This is a genomic window from Clostridium pasteurianum DSM 525 = ATCC 6013, from assembly GCF_000807255.1.
Lineage (GTDB): Bacteria > Bacillota > Clostridia > Clostridiales > Clostridiaceae > Clostridium_I > Clostridium_I pasteurianum.
In genome coordinates this window covers 1,890,551-1,906,075 of the sequence record NZ_CP009268.1, presented here as the reverse complement: position 1 = coordinate 1,906,075, position 15,525 = coordinate 1,890,551, and the positions used below count along the sequence as shown (strand labels likewise).

Annotated in this window: 18 protein-coding genes; 1 reads left to right on the top strand and 17 read right to left on the bottom strand. The window is 32.1% G+C overall.

All coding sequences use genetic code 11. The features are described 5' to 3' along the window. Positions 1–3: 3 nt before the first annotated feature. The 14 genes from CLPA_RS08575 to CLPA_RS08510 form a co-directional block, all read right to left on the bottom strand. Positions 4–414 carry a flagellar protein FlgN gene (locus CLPA_RS08575; protein ID WP_003443847.1) on the bottom strand — a complete coding sequence of 137 codons (411 nt, stop codon included), beginning with the start codon at positions 412–414 and terminating at the stop codon, positions 4–6. A 1-nt stretch (position 415) separates the two neighbouring features. Then, the gene (gene flgM, locus CLPA_RS08570) at positions 416–703 is read right to left on the bottom strand and encodes a flagellar biosynthesis anti-sigma factor FlgM (RefSeq protein WP_003443845.1); all 288 of its coding nucleotides are present in this window, start codon (positions 701–703) and stop codon (positions 416–418) included. A gap of 189 nt (positions 704–892) precedes the next feature. Then, positions 893–2,062 carry a flagellar motor switch phosphatase FliY gene (gene fliY / locus CLPA_RS08565; protein WP_003443843.1) on the bottom strand — a complete coding sequence of 390 codons (1,170 nt, stop codon included), beginning with the start codon at positions 2,060–2,062 and terminating at the stop codon, positions 893–895. Continuing rightward, a complete protein-coding gene (gene fliM, locus CLPA_RS08560) occupies positions 2,055–3,050 on the bottom strand; it encodes a flagellar motor switch protein FliM (protein ID WP_003443836.1) in 996 nt (331 codons plus the stop codon). Before fliM ends, fliY begins: the two co-directional genes overlap by 8 nt. Before the next feature lie 89 nt (positions 3,051–3,139). After that, complete coding sequence (locus CLPA_RS08555; RefSeq protein WP_003443835.1) at positions 3,140–3,541, bottom strand: chemotaxis protein CheW; 402 nt, start codon at positions 3,539–3,541, stop codon at positions 3,140–3,142. Positions 3,542–3,717: 176 nt separating this feature from the next. After that, positions 3,718–4,077 (bottom strand): response regulator, encoded by a 360-nt coding sequence (locus tag CLPA_RS08550; protein ID WP_003443833.1) that lies wholly within the window; start codon positions 4,075–4,077, stop codon positions 3,718–3,720. 17 nt (positions 4,078–4,094) lie between these two features. Then, positions 4,095–4,697 (bottom strand): chemotaxis protein CheC, encoded by a 603-nt coding sequence (locus tag CLPA_RS08545; RefSeq protein ID WP_003443831.1) that lies wholly within the window; start codon positions 4,695–4,697, stop codon positions 4,095–4,097. A gap of 11 nt (positions 4,698–4,708) precedes the next feature. Then, entirely contained in the window at positions 4,709–6,772 is a 2,064-nt protein-coding gene (locus CLPA_RS08540; protein ID WP_003443829.1) for a chemotaxis protein CheA, read from the bottom strand. A gap of 12 nt (positions 6,773–6,784) precedes the next feature. Continuing rightward, positions 6,785–7,552: a CheR family methyltransferase gene (locus CLPA_RS08535; RefSeq protein WP_003443827.1), complete on the bottom strand. Its 768-nt coding sequence runs from the start codon at positions 7,550–7,552 to the stop codon at positions 6,785–6,787. Positions 7,553–7,555: 3 nt separating this feature from the next. Beyond that, complete coding sequence (locus tag CLPA_RS08530) at positions 7,556–8,623, bottom strand: protein-glutamate methylesterase/protein-glutamine glutaminase (RefSeq protein ID WP_003443824.1); 1,068 nt, start codon at positions 8,621–8,623, stop codon at positions 7,556–7,558. Positions 8,624–8,667: 44 nt separating this feature from the next. Beyond that, positions 8,668–9,159: a chemoreceptor glutamine deamidase CheD gene (locus CLPA_RS08525; protein WP_003443822.1), complete on the bottom strand. Its 492-nt coding sequence runs from the start codon at positions 9,157–9,159 to the stop codon at positions 8,668–8,670. A gap of 19 nt (positions 9,160–9,178) precedes the next feature. Further along, positions 9,179–9,625 (bottom strand): chemotaxis protein CheW, encoded by a 447-nt coding sequence (locus CLPA_RS08520; protein WP_003443821.1) that lies wholly within the window; start codon positions 9,623–9,625, stop codon positions 9,179–9,181. 11 nt (positions 9,626–9,636) lie between these two features. Beyond that, complete coding sequence (locus CLPA_RS08515; protein ID WP_003443819.1) at positions 9,637–11,184, bottom strand: DUF342 domain-containing protein; 1,548 nt, start codon at positions 11,182–11,184, stop codon at positions 9,637–9,639. Between the two features lie 154 nt (positions 11,185–11,338). Continuing rightward, positions 11,339–12,166, bottom strand: a complete 828-nt coding sequence (locus CLPA_RS08510) for a PRD domain-containing protein (RefSeq protein WP_003443817.1) — start codon at positions 12,164–12,166, stop codon at positions 11,339–11,341. Positions 12,167–12,427: 261 nt separating this feature from the next. Between CLPA_RS08510 and CLPA_RS08505 the strand changes: the two genes are divergently transcribed. Then, complete coding sequence (locus CLPA_RS08505) at positions 12,428–13,372, top strand: L-lactate dehydrogenase (RefSeq protein WP_003443815.1); 945 nt, start codon at positions 12,428–12,430, stop codon at positions 13,370–13,372. Between the two features lie 94 nt (positions 13,373–13,466). Here the strand turns inward: CLPA_RS08505 and CLPA_RS08500 are convergent, their stop codons facing one another. The 3 genes from CLPA_RS08500 to CLPA_RS08490 form a co-directional block, all read right to left on the bottom strand. Beyond that, positions 13,467–14,300 carry an aminotransferase class IV gene (locus CLPA_RS08500; protein ID WP_003443813.1) on the bottom strand — a complete coding sequence of 278 codons (834 nt, stop codon included), beginning with the start codon at positions 14,298–14,300 and terminating at the stop codon, positions 13,467–13,469. Positions 14,301–14,324: 24 nt separating this feature from the next. Further along, positions 14,325–14,966: an HAD family hydrolase gene (locus CLPA_RS08495; protein ID WP_003443811.1), complete on the bottom strand. Its 642-nt coding sequence runs from the start codon at positions 14,964–14,966 to the stop codon at positions 14,325–14,327. A gap of 112 nt (positions 14,967–15,078) precedes the next feature. Then, a complete protein-coding gene (locus tag CLPA_RS08490) occupies positions 15,079–15,426 on the bottom strand; it encodes a DUF1292 domain-containing protein (RefSeq protein ID WP_003443809.1) in 348 nt (115 codons plus the stop codon). Positions 15,427–15,525: the final 99 nt, after the last annotated feature.

The window sequence follows — 15,525 nt, the reverse complement described above, 5'->3', positions numbered from 1 at the left end:
CTCTTATCTTCCTATTTTCCCAAGAGAATTATAGGTTTTTAAATTTCTATTTGGACTGAATATGTTTAATACTCTATTGGTAAATACCAACCCCTGCTTAAAAAGAAGCTCATTGCTGTCCTTTTGAAATTTTATCTCCTGAAGAAGCATATTTATATCTCTATAGTTGTTTTCCAGTTCTTCATCTTTAAAGACGTTTATAATATCTTTCATGGAATTTGCACCCACCAATTTTCTTCTCTCCACTTCCAGTTCTGCAATGGATTTATTGTTGTTTTCTATAACCTTCACCATATTTTCCAGTGCAAAGATATCATTTTGAAGGAACAATTGGTGCTGCTTATCCAAAGAATTCAGCAGATTTTTTAATGCATTGTATTCCTTTACCATTATATCTTTAAGCTCTTCTTTCATACTAAACACCTTTTCCCTTTATATGATCTAGAAGCTTTTGGGCCACCAGCTTAGAATCCCTGTTATAGGTGCCATTTTCTATCTGTTTTTTTATCTCTTCAATCTTTGCCTTTGAAGTTCCAAAATTATCTTCTGTGGAGTACGCACTAAGGCTCTTACCCAGCTTTGATATTTCCAGTGAGTCCTTAGCTGATTTTTCCGGGGTTTTATTTTCAGAAATATTTTTATTGTTACTATTATTGTTATACATCTGCAAAACCTTTCCTAAACCCACTCCATTTATTTTCATATTGATACACTCCCTGCATAAGGCCACTATAGTGCCTCTATATTATCTTACTTATATTATCGTTATTATAACATAAAAGTTTAGCATTACTTATATAAAATAATTAGACCTTTGTCAACAATTTTTTTATAATAAAAAAAGACACAATTGCATCTTTTTGCAATTGTATCTTAATCCATCAAATCTTTCTTATCTTCCAAGACTCTTAACTCTATCGTGACTGCTTACTATACTGGTTATTCTAACACCAAAGTTTTCATCAACCACAACTACTTCACCGTAGGCTATCTTCTTGCCATTTACCAGTATTTCCACCGGTTCTTCTGCCAGTCTGTCCAATTCTATAAGAGAACCTGTACCTAGGTTTAAAATTTCCTTAATACTCTTTTTACTCCTGCCAAGAACTACAGAAATATCTAAAGGCACATCCAATATCAAATCAATATTTTTGGGCTCAGAGTATCTGGTAACCTCCTCAAGAGGCTGAAAATTTGCCTTTTGCACTTCTACTGGAGGCTGATTGGTTTCAATGGTCTTCTCTTCAATTATGTTTCCTCTATCAGCTTCTTCATAGCTTGCATTATTTACAGGCTGCTGAGGAGTATTATTTGATGATTCCACTGGTTTAGAAGCAGCAGTTTCCTCTTTCGCTGTTTCAGTTTCTTTAGGTTCATCTTCAGAGTTTACTCCCATCATAATTGAAGTAAGTTTTTTTCCTGTTTCTATAGGAAGAATCTGCATGATACTGCTGTCTACAAGATCCCCTATAGTAATTCTGAAGGCCACTTGAATTATAGGTTCATCTTCAGTTATTCCCGCAGATAATTTTTGGGTATCACTATTTATTATTTCAGAAGTAGGTGGTGAAATATTTACCTCTCTAAGAAGCATAGTGGCCATAGCTGTAGCTGCAGAACCTATCATCTGATTCATTGCCTCAGATACTGCACTGAGTTCAATTTCTGACAGTTCTGAAGTGCTAACATGACCGTCTCCTCCCATCATTAAGTTTGCTATAACCCCTGCATCGGTAACTTTCATTATAAGAAGATTTTCTCCCACTATACCGCTGGTATACTGTACATCCAAGGCAATGTTTGGCACTTGAAACTGAGTTCTCAATTCTTTTAGAGTAGTAATGGAGACTACCGGTGTGGTTATATTTACCTGCTGATTTATTATAGTAGAAAGTGCTGTTGATGCTGATCCCATGGATATATTTCCAATTTCACCTAGCATATCTTTTTGTTCATCTGAAAGATCATAATCTTTATCTATTGCTTTTGCATCATCAGAAGAATTTGATCCACCATTTAAAAGAGAATCTATTTCTTCCTGTGAAAGAAATCCATCACTCATAATTTTCCACATCCTTATCAATAATATCTAAAATTTGAACCCCAACATTTTTACCTATAATCCCCGGCTTGCCAATATAATGTATATGGTCCCCTACAAGTATAGAAACTGGGTGACTGCATTTACTATTCAAAGTAATTACATCTCCCACTGAAAGCCTTAAAAATTCATCTACAGTAATACTGGCCTCTCCCAATTCTACTAACAGTGGAAGATCTACAATGTTAAGTCTGTTTTTTAGCTTTTCTCTTGATTGACTTACTATCTCTTCATCGTTTTCCTGATACCAATATTGAACTACTAGTTTGTCCAATACCTTTTCTATACTTAAATAGGGTATGCATATATTTATAAAGGTACTATTATCTCCCATTTCCACAGAAAAAGTTATAAGTGCCACAGGCTCATGAGGAGCCAGAGTTTGATTTAAAGCAGGATTGGTCTCAAGTGATTCTATTTCTGGTGTAACTTCCAGCACATCTCCCCAGGCAAGTTTTAAATTTGATATCAATTCCTGATTAATTTTCATAATTATATTTTTATCAATATCTGTAAACTCTCTTGATCTATAATGTCCTGATCCACTTCCACCAAGGAGTATATCAATTACCTGATATACAAACTGAGGATTTGTTTCAAACAATATAGAACCACTTAGTGGAGGCATCTTAAAAACTGTCAGAATAGTTGGATTTGGTATGGAGTGAATAAACTCTTCATAGGTTATCTGTTCAACCGATTCAATCTTTACCTTCACATTGCTTCTTACTTGAGCTGTAAGATAATTAGAAATAATTCTCGCATAATTATCATGTATGAGTTCAAGGGTTCTTATATGATCTTTAGAAAACTTTTGAGGGCTTCTAAAGTCATAAACTTTAACTTTTTGTTTTTCTTCTTCCTTTGGAACTTCTTCTGGCGTTAATTCACCAGAGGATAGGGCAGATAAAAGAGCATCTATTTCATTTTGAGATAAAACGTCTGCCATTTTTTCTCCTCATTTCTCTAAATTAGTTTTAGGCATATGAAAATAAATATAAAGTCTAGATACTGACTAGTTATTTATTAGAATGTGCCTTATTTAGCAATCAATTTATCAATGTCAATAAAAGTTACTATTCTATCTTTAAAGTTTATAATTCCCTTTATGTAGGGCTTGTTTGTATCTTCTCTTGTGTTTTCTATTATATCCTCATCTATTTCCAAAACTTCATCCACCTGATCTACTGAAACAGCTATAAGTTCATCTTCCAGTTTAAGTATTATTACGCTTTGCTGGCTATTTTCGCTTTTTTCTATATCCAAAAGTAAATTTATATCTAAAAGAGAAATTACAGTACCTCGAAGATTAATAAGTCCCTTTACATATTCTGGGGCTTTAGGTACTTTTGTCACTGTTACAGCTTCACTTATAGTCTGAACCTTTGAGGTTTCTACCGCAAATTGTTCATTTTTTAATTTAAAAATAACTACCTGCATAACTTTTTACCTCCAACAAAAATACTTACAGGGATCTGACAAAAGTAACCAATACAATCTCATTTTTAAATAAATAAAAGATACTGTGATTAAATTTAATGAATATTTTATACTTTTAACAAATCCCCCTGTAAAATATCTTACACTTTTAAAAAGTTCTCATATTAAAGCAAAGCCTATCCTATAGCTTTTCTAATTGCCTCAAGTACTCTGTCTGACTGAAAAGGCTTAACAATAAAATCCTTTGCTCCAGCCTTTATAGCATCCATTACCATAGTCTGCTGTCCCATGGCACTACACATAATTACCTTTGCAGTGGAATCAAATTCCTTTATGGCTTTTACAGCTTCAATACCATCCATATCAGGCATTGTTATATCCATGGTAACTACATCTGGTCTGTCTTTTTTATAGAGTTCTACAGCTTTTGCACCATTACTAGCTTCTCCTATTACTTCAAATCCATTTTTTTCCAATATGTCCTTTATCATCATTCTCATGAAAGCAGCGTCATCAACAATTAATACTTTTGCCATTTTATATAACCTCCAAATTAAATTACTCCTAATGTGTTTAATATTTTTTCTAATGAACCAGGCATGGGAATATAATAAAAATGCCCGCTCATTGTGTTTGAATTATCTTCTAAAAATTCTGTTTCAAAGTCTAATACATTGTCATCAAACTGACCAGCTTCAATAAAGCTTGTAGAGAGAATAGCAGAAACCATATCATAGCTTACTGCCGGTACTGATGGTGTTATGTTAAGTTTTGTAAATCTGCTTATGGCATTCATATAGGAAGCAGATATTATATTACCTATTTCAGATAATACTGAAATTCCCATTTCACTTAACTCTTCTTCCTCTGAACCTGTAAGCCTTTTTATAATATCAAAAGCTACATCTTCCTCAAAGACAAATAAAATGTTTCCTGGGGTATCTCCAAGTACTCTTACAATTACTCCTACTGCTATTTCTTCTGCATCAATTTTTGTGAATACTGATTCCAGCGGAATTATATTTACTGAAGGAACTGTCATATCTATCTTCCTATTTAATAGCTTTGATAGAGCTGTAGCTCCATTACCTGCACCTATGTTACTTACTTCTTTTAAAGCATCCATTTGCATGGGCGTAAGCTCAGAATAATTCATTTTCCAACCTCCTATACAAAAGCCCCAACATCTAGAATCAGAGTTACAAGCCCATCTCCTAGTATCGTCGCTCCTATGTATTCCTTTAATCCCTTCAAGGTCTTTCCAAGGGGCTTTATTACAATGTCCTGCTGACCTTCAAGAGAGTCTACAAGCAGTCCTGCACTCTTTTCTCCTACATTCACTATAACTATATATACTCTATCCTTATCTGTTTTAGGAATTCCAAGTTTTTCATTAACTCTTATTATGGGCAGTACTTTATCTCTATAGATAATAACCTCTTTATTGTTAGTTCTCTTTATATCTTCCTCTTTATAATCGATGACACTATCAATATAATTTAGTGAAATAGCCAAATTTTCTTCTCCTACTTTTACCAAAAGAGCTGTTATAATTTGAAGAGTCAAAGGCAATTTTATAGTAAAGGTGGTGCCCTTTCCCTCCTCACTGGTAAGATCTACAGTACCTCCAAGAGCTGAAATTTTTGTCTTTACTACATCCATGCCAACTCCTCTTCCTGAGATATCTGTAACCACTTCGTTAGTACTAAAACCCTGAGCAAAAATAAGATTTCTAATATCATTTTCATTCATTCCATCGGTGTTTATACCAACTTTTTCTGCCTTTTCCTGAACCTTTTCTACATCTATGCCGGCACCGTCATCCTGAACCTTTATTACTGCTTTAGTTCCTTCCTGATAGGCTATTAATTTTATCGTGCCAACTTCATCTTTTCCCCTTGAAAGTCTCTCTTCCTTGGTTTCAATGCCATGATCAGCAGAATTTCTTATAAGGTGAATCAAGGGTTCTCCTATTTCATCAATAACTGTTCTGTCAAGCTCTGTGTCCTGTCCTTCAATTATAAGTTCTATTTCCTTGTTTAATTCCACAGATAGGTCCCTTACCATTCTTGGAAATCTATTGAAAACTGTATCCAGAGGAAGCATTCTTATCTTCATAACCAGGTCCTGCAGATCATTTGTAGTCCTTGCCACCTGCTCTATAGTTTCATTTAATTCTACAAGCTTATAGTTACTGCTGATTTGTTCAAGTCTTGTCCTATTTATAACCAGTTCAGAAACCATATTTAAAAATTTATCTAGTCTATCCAGCTCTACCCTTACAGATTGATGGACTTTTTTATGATTTTCCTTTTTATGATTTTCTGCTGGCTTTTTAGGTACATTACTGGCGCTGACTTTTGCTTCCGATTTAACAGGTTTTGGCTCCTCTTTTTTAACAGTTTCTTCTTTGACACTGGCATTGGATGCTTTTACAGCATCCTGTTTAACAGGAACTACTACAATTTTATCAATTTCAGAAATACTTTCCAATACTTTTTTAGTATCCTCTTCTGATTTTTCTGTCAAGTATATCAGCTGTATTTCAAAATCAAAATTCTCATTTTCTAAATCCTCTGTACTTGGAATGGATTTTATAATTTCACCATTTTCTTCTAAAGCTTTAATTATTAAAAAAGCTCTGGCTGATTTTAAAAGAGTTGTTTCACTGAGAACTATAGTGATCTCAAGTGCATTATATCCCCTTTCCACTGCTTGCTTTATTATATTTATGTCATATTCGTTTAAATCAATTTTACTTGCCTTAGGATCTTCCTTAGGAGATTTTTCGGATTTTACAGTTTCCTCCTGTTGTGGTTCTTTAGCGGCTATTTCTTCTGAAGAATTCTTAACATTGTTAGATATATGTTCTAACTTGTCTATTATATCCTCTACAGGCATTTCTTCTTCTTCGCCATTTGATATATTGTCTACCATCTGCTCTAGAGTATCAAGACATTTAAACAATACTGTAACTACTTCCTGAGTAACTTTAAGTTCTCCATTTCTAAATTCTGAAAGCACATCTTCCATTTTATGAGTTAATTCAGCCATTCTATTAAATCCCATAGTAGCTGCCATTCCCTTTATAGTATGAGCAACTCTAAATATTTCATTTAATTTATCTATATCTTCTGGCTCTTGCTCTAGCTCTAGAAGTGACTCATTTAAAGTCTGTAAATTGTCCATTGATTCCTCTAAAAACATTGACAGGTATTGTGAAGTATCCATTATTCTCCCCCCTTAAAGCTTTCTATAGATAAAGGTAGAAGCTTTTTCAAAGCCATAGTCCCTGTAATTGTATATGCTTTCCGTTGCCCCTACAAATAATAATCCATCTTTTTTAAGTGAACTGCTAAACTTTTTATATATCTTTTCCTTTATTTCATTATTAAAATAGATAACTACATTTCTGCATACAATTATATCAAAATTTTTTTCATATTCCTCCAGTATTAAGTCATGCTTCTTAAATGTTACCATGTTTTTAATAGCTGTGTCTATAACATATTTGTTTCCCATCAGCTTAAAATACTTATCTATATAAGATTTTTCTATATTTTTCATTTCTGCCTGGACATATTCACCTTTTTTAGCTCTTTCCAAAATAGTTACATCAATATCCGTAGCTAATATGGAATGCTTTCCTCCATTTTTCAAATTATTGAATATCATTGCCATAGAATAAGGCTCTGCTCCTATAGAACAGGCAGCACTCCAGGCCTTTATATTCTCACTTTTATCCCTTGCATATTTTTGAATTTCCCTTTCAAATTCTTTAAACAATTCTGGATTTCTAAAAAATTCCGTTACATTTATGGTAATAAAATCTAAAAATTTTTGCTGCTGCTTTTTATCAGCCTTTAACAACTTCACATAATCGTCAATAGTATCTACCCCAATTCTTGACATAAGACTTAAAATTCTTCTATGAAGCTGATTTGATTTATAGGCAAATAGATTTATCCCAAAATATTTTAACACCCAATCTTTAAACTGTTCTAAATCCATTACCTACCTCCTAGTTTTATTAACTATTTTTATAATTTCATCTGCAATTTTATCAAGGGGTATTACAAAATCCACAGCACCAGTCTCATAGGCCACTTTAGGCATACCATAGATAACGCAAGTAGATTTATCTTCTGCTATAGTAATTCCACCCTTTTGCTTTATTACTTCTGTACCCTCTGCACCGTCTTTACCCATACCAGTTAAAACTACGCTGAGAATTTTATCCTTAAATACCTCAGCAGCTGATTTAAAAAGTATATCTACTGCAGGTCTCACCCCCCATAAGGCAGACTTTTCATTGAGATGGATTTTACCATCATTTTTTACTTCCATATGAAAACCTCCTGGTGCCACATAGACTTTATTTCTTTTATATATTTCGCCCTCTTGTGCTTCCACTACTTCTAATCTACTGTTTGAATTCAATCTCTCTGCAAAAGCTTTTGTAAATCCCACAGGCATGTGTTGTACAATAAATATAGGAACTCCTATGTCACCTGGCAATTTAGTAATCACCTCATATAGTGCTCTAGGTCCTCCTGTAGAAGCACCTATAGCCACTGCTTCAATATTTCCAAAGGAAGCTTTATTAATTTTTTCCCTGTAGCTTTCTATGTTAAGGTTCGCTGATAAATTTCCTATTTCACAAGTACCCTCTCTGGAACATTTGTCAAAGGCTGCCCTTACTTTTAAAATAAGCTCATCCTGAACCTTATTTATGTCTATAGATATGACTCCAGAGGGCTTGGAGATAAAATCAAAAGCTCCAAGATCAAGACATTCCATTGTGAGCTTTGGGCTTTCCCTGTTCATGCCGCTTAACATAATAACTGGCAGGCTGATTTTGTTTCTTTTCAATTCTTTCAAAGTATCAATGCCATTCATTAAGGGCATTTCTACATCCAGGGTAATGATATTTACATCTAATGTTTTAATTTTTTTCAACGCATCTTTTCCATTTCTGGCAGTTGCAACCACTTGAATATCTGATTCTTCATTTAGCATATCAGATACTATTTTTCTCATTAATGCTGAATCATCTACTACCAAGACTTTTATGCTTTTCAACTATATCACTCCATTTATGTCTTCAACAATTAATTCTAAAATTTTCAAATTTCTTTCATACCCAGTCCCACGGTTCTTATTTTTACAAGAAAAGCTGATGTATCAAAGATCATGGTCCTCCCCTTATTACCTCCTACATCTTCGCTTATTATAGGTATCTTGAGTTTTTTAAGCGTATCTTTAACTGCTATGCCGTTTCTCTTGCCTATATCCATATTCATACTTTTATCAGAAAAATTAAACATAGAGGCACCGCCTGCAATTTTAGCTCTTATATTTCTTACATTAGCTCCTTCTTTTACCATTTTCTCCACTAAAATAGGTATCGCAAGATTGGCAAACTTCTTTTCATTTGTAATGGTATTAAATTGATTGCTGTCCGGCAGCATTATATGTGCCAGTCCTCCTATTTTTTTATATTGATCATACAAAGCTATACCCACACAGGAACCTAATCCTACAGTTATTATTTTCTCCGGTGAACGGGCTAAATCTAAATCGGCTATTCCTACCCTTATCTCTTTTACCTTCTCCATATCTTCACCCTATCAATCATTATATTAATGTTTTTTCTTCTTCAGTTAAAATACTTGATAATTTTAAAAATATAATTATCTTACCATCAGTTTTTATTAATCCCTTTATATATCTCTTTGAGATCCCACCTACAACTTCTGGTGCCTCCTCCATATCATTAGTATTTATATCCTTTACTTCTGAAACTACATCTACAATAATTCCAAATTTGCTTTCCCTTTGTTTTGACACTATAATCTTTGAATCTGCAGTTATGGTATTTTCTGATATATTAAATCTTTTCACAAGAGATATAACAGGAAGGATTTTACCTTCATAATTTATTACCCCATCTACAAATTCAGGAGAATCAGGTAATTTTGTAGTCTCCTCATATCCAAGTATTCTCTCTACCTCCATAATATCCGATGCATAATACTCTCCATTAACGCTAAAAACCAGTACTTTTAGTTCTTTATCATCCATTTTATGCCCTCCTATAACAATAATTTATCCACTGTAATCTCTCCGTTACAATTTAAATAAGCATGTACTTCTCTACAAGGTGCCTCTACTATGTATTCTAATTTTCCTATGGAAAATATAGTATTGGCATAGACCTCTTTTGCATATATATGTCCTTTTCTTTCAACAGAAATTTTTGTAGATACTCCACTTAAACTTCCAACGGTGCCGCAGTGCACCTCTTGTCCAGCTTTAATAAGTCCTCCTCTTGAAACACTGTCGTTCTCTGTAAATATTATATTATCTTTTGCTGTAAGTTTTGATATATACTCTCCTTTGCCACCTATTATTATACTACCGGCACTTTCAATTATTGAATCCTGACAATAAGAAATATCAACATTTGTAGATATTATAACATTCTTTTTAATATTTTCTATGTTATTGTCTATAATATAAACAATCTCCAGCAATTCCTTTGGGCCCTTTAAATTTAGTGGTGATAAATGAAATAATCTTTTTGTAAATAGGCTATATGCATATTCATCAAGATTTACGATTTCACTGCACAGCCTTATTATGGACTTAAATCTGCCTTCAATGAGTAATTTTATTATTTCTCCATAATTTATATTATTTTGTAATCTGTTAAATCTTTTCAACTCACTGGCTGCTTTAACCAAATCCAAAATATTGTCCTTTAATTCCATAAAAATATTTAAATTTCTTATATTTATTATATTCTCTCCACCAGATACAATTTTTGATAAGATTACATTTCCATCTATTTTTATATTACCCTTTGCAATGATATTTGACTTTTCCACATTTTTTTTTATTTCTATGGAATCTTCTGATTGCACCATCATATCTTCTCTGACAGCTCCTCTTATGAGAATAGGACCATAAAATTTTATATTTCCCGTTTTTATATCCACATCTGAATTTATTTCATGAATTTCATGAACAAAAAAAATATTCTGCAGAAAGCTTGGTTTTCCATCTATTAAAGCAATAATCTCATTTTCATCTTTAAGTGTACAGCCTTCCCCTGCTGTAAGTTTAATTCTATTACTGGGCTTATGTCTTATATTGTGTCCATATACATCTTTTCCATCGCTTCCCTCTGCTCCGCTATGCTTTACTGCCAGAACTGTTCCCTTTTTTACATATTCAATAGAACCTATGCTTTTAAAATTTACTTTTCCAGTACTGTCCTCTGTAAATTGTATTTTGAGGTCTCTTTTAAAGATAATATTCAGGGTGTCATCAGTACCATCTACTGTTTTTTTCCCCTTGGCAATTAACAGGTTCTTTACTCCATTTATATTGCTGCATTTCTCTAATGCTTCCGGTAAAATTCCATAAATAATTTTATTTTTTTTCAGCTGATTCCTAATCTCATCTGCTGAATACACCGGAGGATATATGGACTTTACTTTTTTATCAGAAGTTAACAGCGATGTATTTTTATAAGAATCTTTAAATTTAGGTACATATTCTATATTTATATGTACTTCCATATTATCATTACTGGTTATAATATCTAATTTTCTTATGAACTCATGTAATTTACCCATATTAAAATACTCCAATTAAAATAAGGCATAGAAAAGAAATAATAACATCTTATTTCTTTGAAGATGCCTAAATTACACTTTATATATTATATCGTAAAATTTATTACAAACTTTATCAGTAAAATTTACAGATTTAAAATAGTTTTTATTAGCTCTATATGTCAGAAAGTCTCTTTAGATGTACTGCTAAATATCCTGTTTCATCTTCTGGAACCCTTACAGAAAAAAGGGCTTCTATTTTTAAGGACAGTTTTATGGCAATAGCATATTCTTTAGAAAATTTATCCTTTATGGTATCTAAAAGCAAATTGTTCACAGTTTTGCCCGTTAGTATTCTCTCCAGCATAAAATTTATATGAGTTAATGTTCTAGCATATTCCAAGGAATCCTTATGCAAAGTTCTTCCTATGAGATTTGAAATAAGATCCATAATGTCCTTAATCTTTTTTGTATATTCCAGTTGAGTTCCTATGCCGCTTTCCTCAATTGCAGCCTTTATATGAAGGCATATAAATCCAATTTCATCCTGCGGAAGCTCAACGTTAAATCTTACATTTATCATTTCCAAAGCCTTTGAAGCTATTGAATATTCTTTAGGATACAAAACTTTAAGTTCATTTAAAAATGGATTTTCTATTTTAATTTTTTTCTCCATACGCCTTAGGGAAAAGTTTATATGATCCGGCAGTGATACATGTATAGGTTTGCTTAGTTTTACACCTATATCCATTTCTGCCATACATATTATTTCTTCTGAAATTCCTATAATTTTATTATCAATGGTTTCCAAAACCTTGTCATAGTTATTATCTATTTCTGTGTTTTCTCTTACGAATACCTTTTCAATTCTTTTAGAAGGTACAATGTTCTCCTTATGGAAATCAAAACCAATGCCGTTCCCAACAAGTATAAATTCCTTGTTACCTTCTTTTGCTATCACAACGTTATTATTCAATATCTTTTTTATTATTGCACCTTCCATATACGTATCCTCCGCATAATTTCAAATATATTGCACAAAATTATTAATATTATTATAACATAGTATTTACAATTTATGATGTTTGTTTTGGAGAATTGGATGCTGGTGAAAATCTTTCACTATACCAACAAAAAATATCATTAATTAAATATTCACATATTAATTGATAATCATTATTCACTAATATATAATGTATTTATAGAAATTATTTACTTTAACAATATATAAAAAAATTTCATCACTTTAAAGGAGGTTTTACTCATGAAGACAACAACTAAAATATCTATAATCGGTGCAGGCTTTGTAGGTTCCACCACTGCTTTTGCCATTATGGACGAAGGTCTTGCTTCAGAAATAGTAATAGTAGATATAAACAAGGATAAGGCAGAAGGTGAAGCAATGGACCTGTCTCACGGTGCTTCCTTTGTTAAGCCTACCATCATAAAATCAGGAGATTATAAAGATACTGATAATTCAGATATTGTAATTATAACAGCTGGTGCTCCTCAAAAACCCGGTGAAACCAGACTGGATCTCATAAATAAAAATTATAAAATAATGAACTCCATAGTTCCTGAGGTTGTAAAATACAGCCCAAATTCAATTTTGTTAATAGTTTCAAATCCTGTAGATATACTGGCTTATATAGCTTACAAAATTTCAGGATTTCCAAAGGAAAGAGTCATTGGTTCCGGTACTGTTCTTGATACTTCAAGATTTAAATATATGCTCAGTGATCATTTTAATGTGGATGCAAGAAATATTCACACCTATATAATGGGAGAACATGGAGATTCAGAAATAGCCACTTGGAGCATAACTAATATAGCTGGTCTAAATATTTCTGAATACTGCAGCAAATACTGCGACAAATGTGATGGAAATATAAGATATGAAATTCATGAAAAGGTAAAAAATGCTGCCTATGAAATTATCAATAAAAAAGGAGCCACCTATTACGCAGTAGCTCTTGCAATACGAAGAATTGTAGAAGCCATATTAAGAGATGAGAATTCCATATTGACTATTTCAACTTTACTGAACGGCCAATATGGAATAAAAGAGATATATCTAGGTGTACCAAGTATTGTAGGCGCAGAGGGAGTAAAAAATATAGTAGAATCTCCTTTAAATGAGGAGGAACTGTCAGCCCTAAAAACTTCAGCAGATAAATTGAAGAAATCTTTAGATGAAGCACTTAAATAAAGAACAAATATCAAAGTTCAAAGAACAAATTTTGATATTTGTTCTTTGAACTTTATACTTTTGCGTTTATTTCGTCTTTGCTCATGATCACTGATTAAAGCAGCTTATTTTCATCAATGTACCTTTTAATCATATCATCATACTCTCTCATTATATCTCTAATCACTTCATTTTCCGAAGATTTTAACTGAAAATCCTCTACCTTTCGTATAGGTAATACCTTTGACAGTGTTCCTGAAATAAACATTCCATCCATTTTAACTGCATCTATATAATTTACTCTCTTTTCCATAAATTTATATCCACATTTTAAAATAACATCTATAATTGAATCTCTGGTGGTGCCTGGAAGCACATCTTCTAAGGGAGCAGTATAGACTGTATTTTCCTTTACCATAAATATATTTGATCTGTTTCCTTCTGTTACATTTCCGTTGTGATCCACTAGTATAGCTTCATAGGCATTACAGTTTTTTATTTTCTCTTCTACTGCTGCTCTAAATTTTAAATTTACAACTTTAGCATTGGGATTTACTCTCTCTCCATGATAAAATACAGTATCTACTCCCCTATTGTACTGCTCCTTCGTTGGATAGTTGTGTTTTATAAAATAGACGTAAAAGTTACATTTATCATTATAGAAATTAAATACTATTTTTATATTACCTACTTCTACCTTATTGACTTCAATTACTCTATTTACCTTTTCTCTAATTTCCTCTGAATTTATTGGCAATATTAAATTTGTGATCTTAGCTGAGTTTTCTATTCGCTTAAGATTTTTTTCTATAAATAAAGGCACTCCATCTTCTATCCTGATCACTTCATAAAGAGATTTTCCCAAATTCATAAATTCACTGTTAAAACTATCCTTTTGCATAATTTTATCATTTTTCATATAAAATTCTCTATAACTTATGTCTTCCACTAAAACTCCGCCTCCTGAAAATAGTTACTTCCAATGTAAAATTTCAATATTATTAATCTTTTTCCTTGAATTTATCAAATAAGGATGGCCTACTAATTTAAGTAATGGAAGATCTGCAAGAGAATCAGAATACATATAGGACTCTTTAAAATCCACTTCTATATTTTCCTCTTTTAACACTTCCATAAGTCTTCTAACCTTTTCTTCACCTTTATTATTTTCTCCTATAATTTCACCCGTATAATAGCCATTAACAAATTTAAACCGTGTACCTATAACTTTATCAACTTCCTTTATATTATAGAGTTCATTTAAATAAAATTCTGCAGATGCAGAAATTAAATATATCTTATACCCCTGTGCTTTTAGTCTCTTTAAAGTATTAATTGCATCTGTATAAAAAATTTTACTAAATCTTTTGCGATAAAATTCTTTTGCAAGTTCTCTTATTTCATCTTCATGAATTCCCTTTATAAAAGTCATAAAATCACTCTTAGCTTTAGCCGCCTCAACAATACCTAATGCATATAGAACTGATACTATAGTTCCCTTTGGCATATGTATAATTAAATGTGGTTTTTTCTTTAATAGAAACATATAAAATTCAAAAAGTGTTTCTCTTTTTGTCAATGTATAATCTATATCGAATATAGCTAGTTTTTCCAATTTACTCCTCCATTTACTACCTACAATTTATTTTATTAATTATATTCTTAAAATGCATATCTATGTAAAAATTAAAAAAACCGCTGACATAAGCAGCGGCTTCCTTTAGAAATTATTTATCTTTTTCCAAAGTTGATTCATAGTAAGCAGTAGCTGCTTTAAATTCTTCATCATCGGGAACTACAAGTTCTCCATCTTCACCTTCACCAACTACTTTAAATAAATATACTGAACCATCTTCTGGATTTTGAACTAATGCAAATTCTGAATCATTATACACAAAGCCGTCTATAACATCACAAGAAACTACGTTTCCATGTTCATCTTCAAGTTCAACAGTGCATGCTCCATCATGGTCTCCACAACCACAACTACAGCTGTCTTCATGCTGGTGTTCATGTTCATTTTCACCGCATCCACATCCATCTATACCGCATACATTCTTTTCATTTTCACTCATTAATAAATACCTCCTTTTTCGTGTCATGTTCTAATTCTACTCTTAAAATGAAAATAATAAAAGGGGTTTAAGTAAAATTTATATTATTTTATTAAAAAA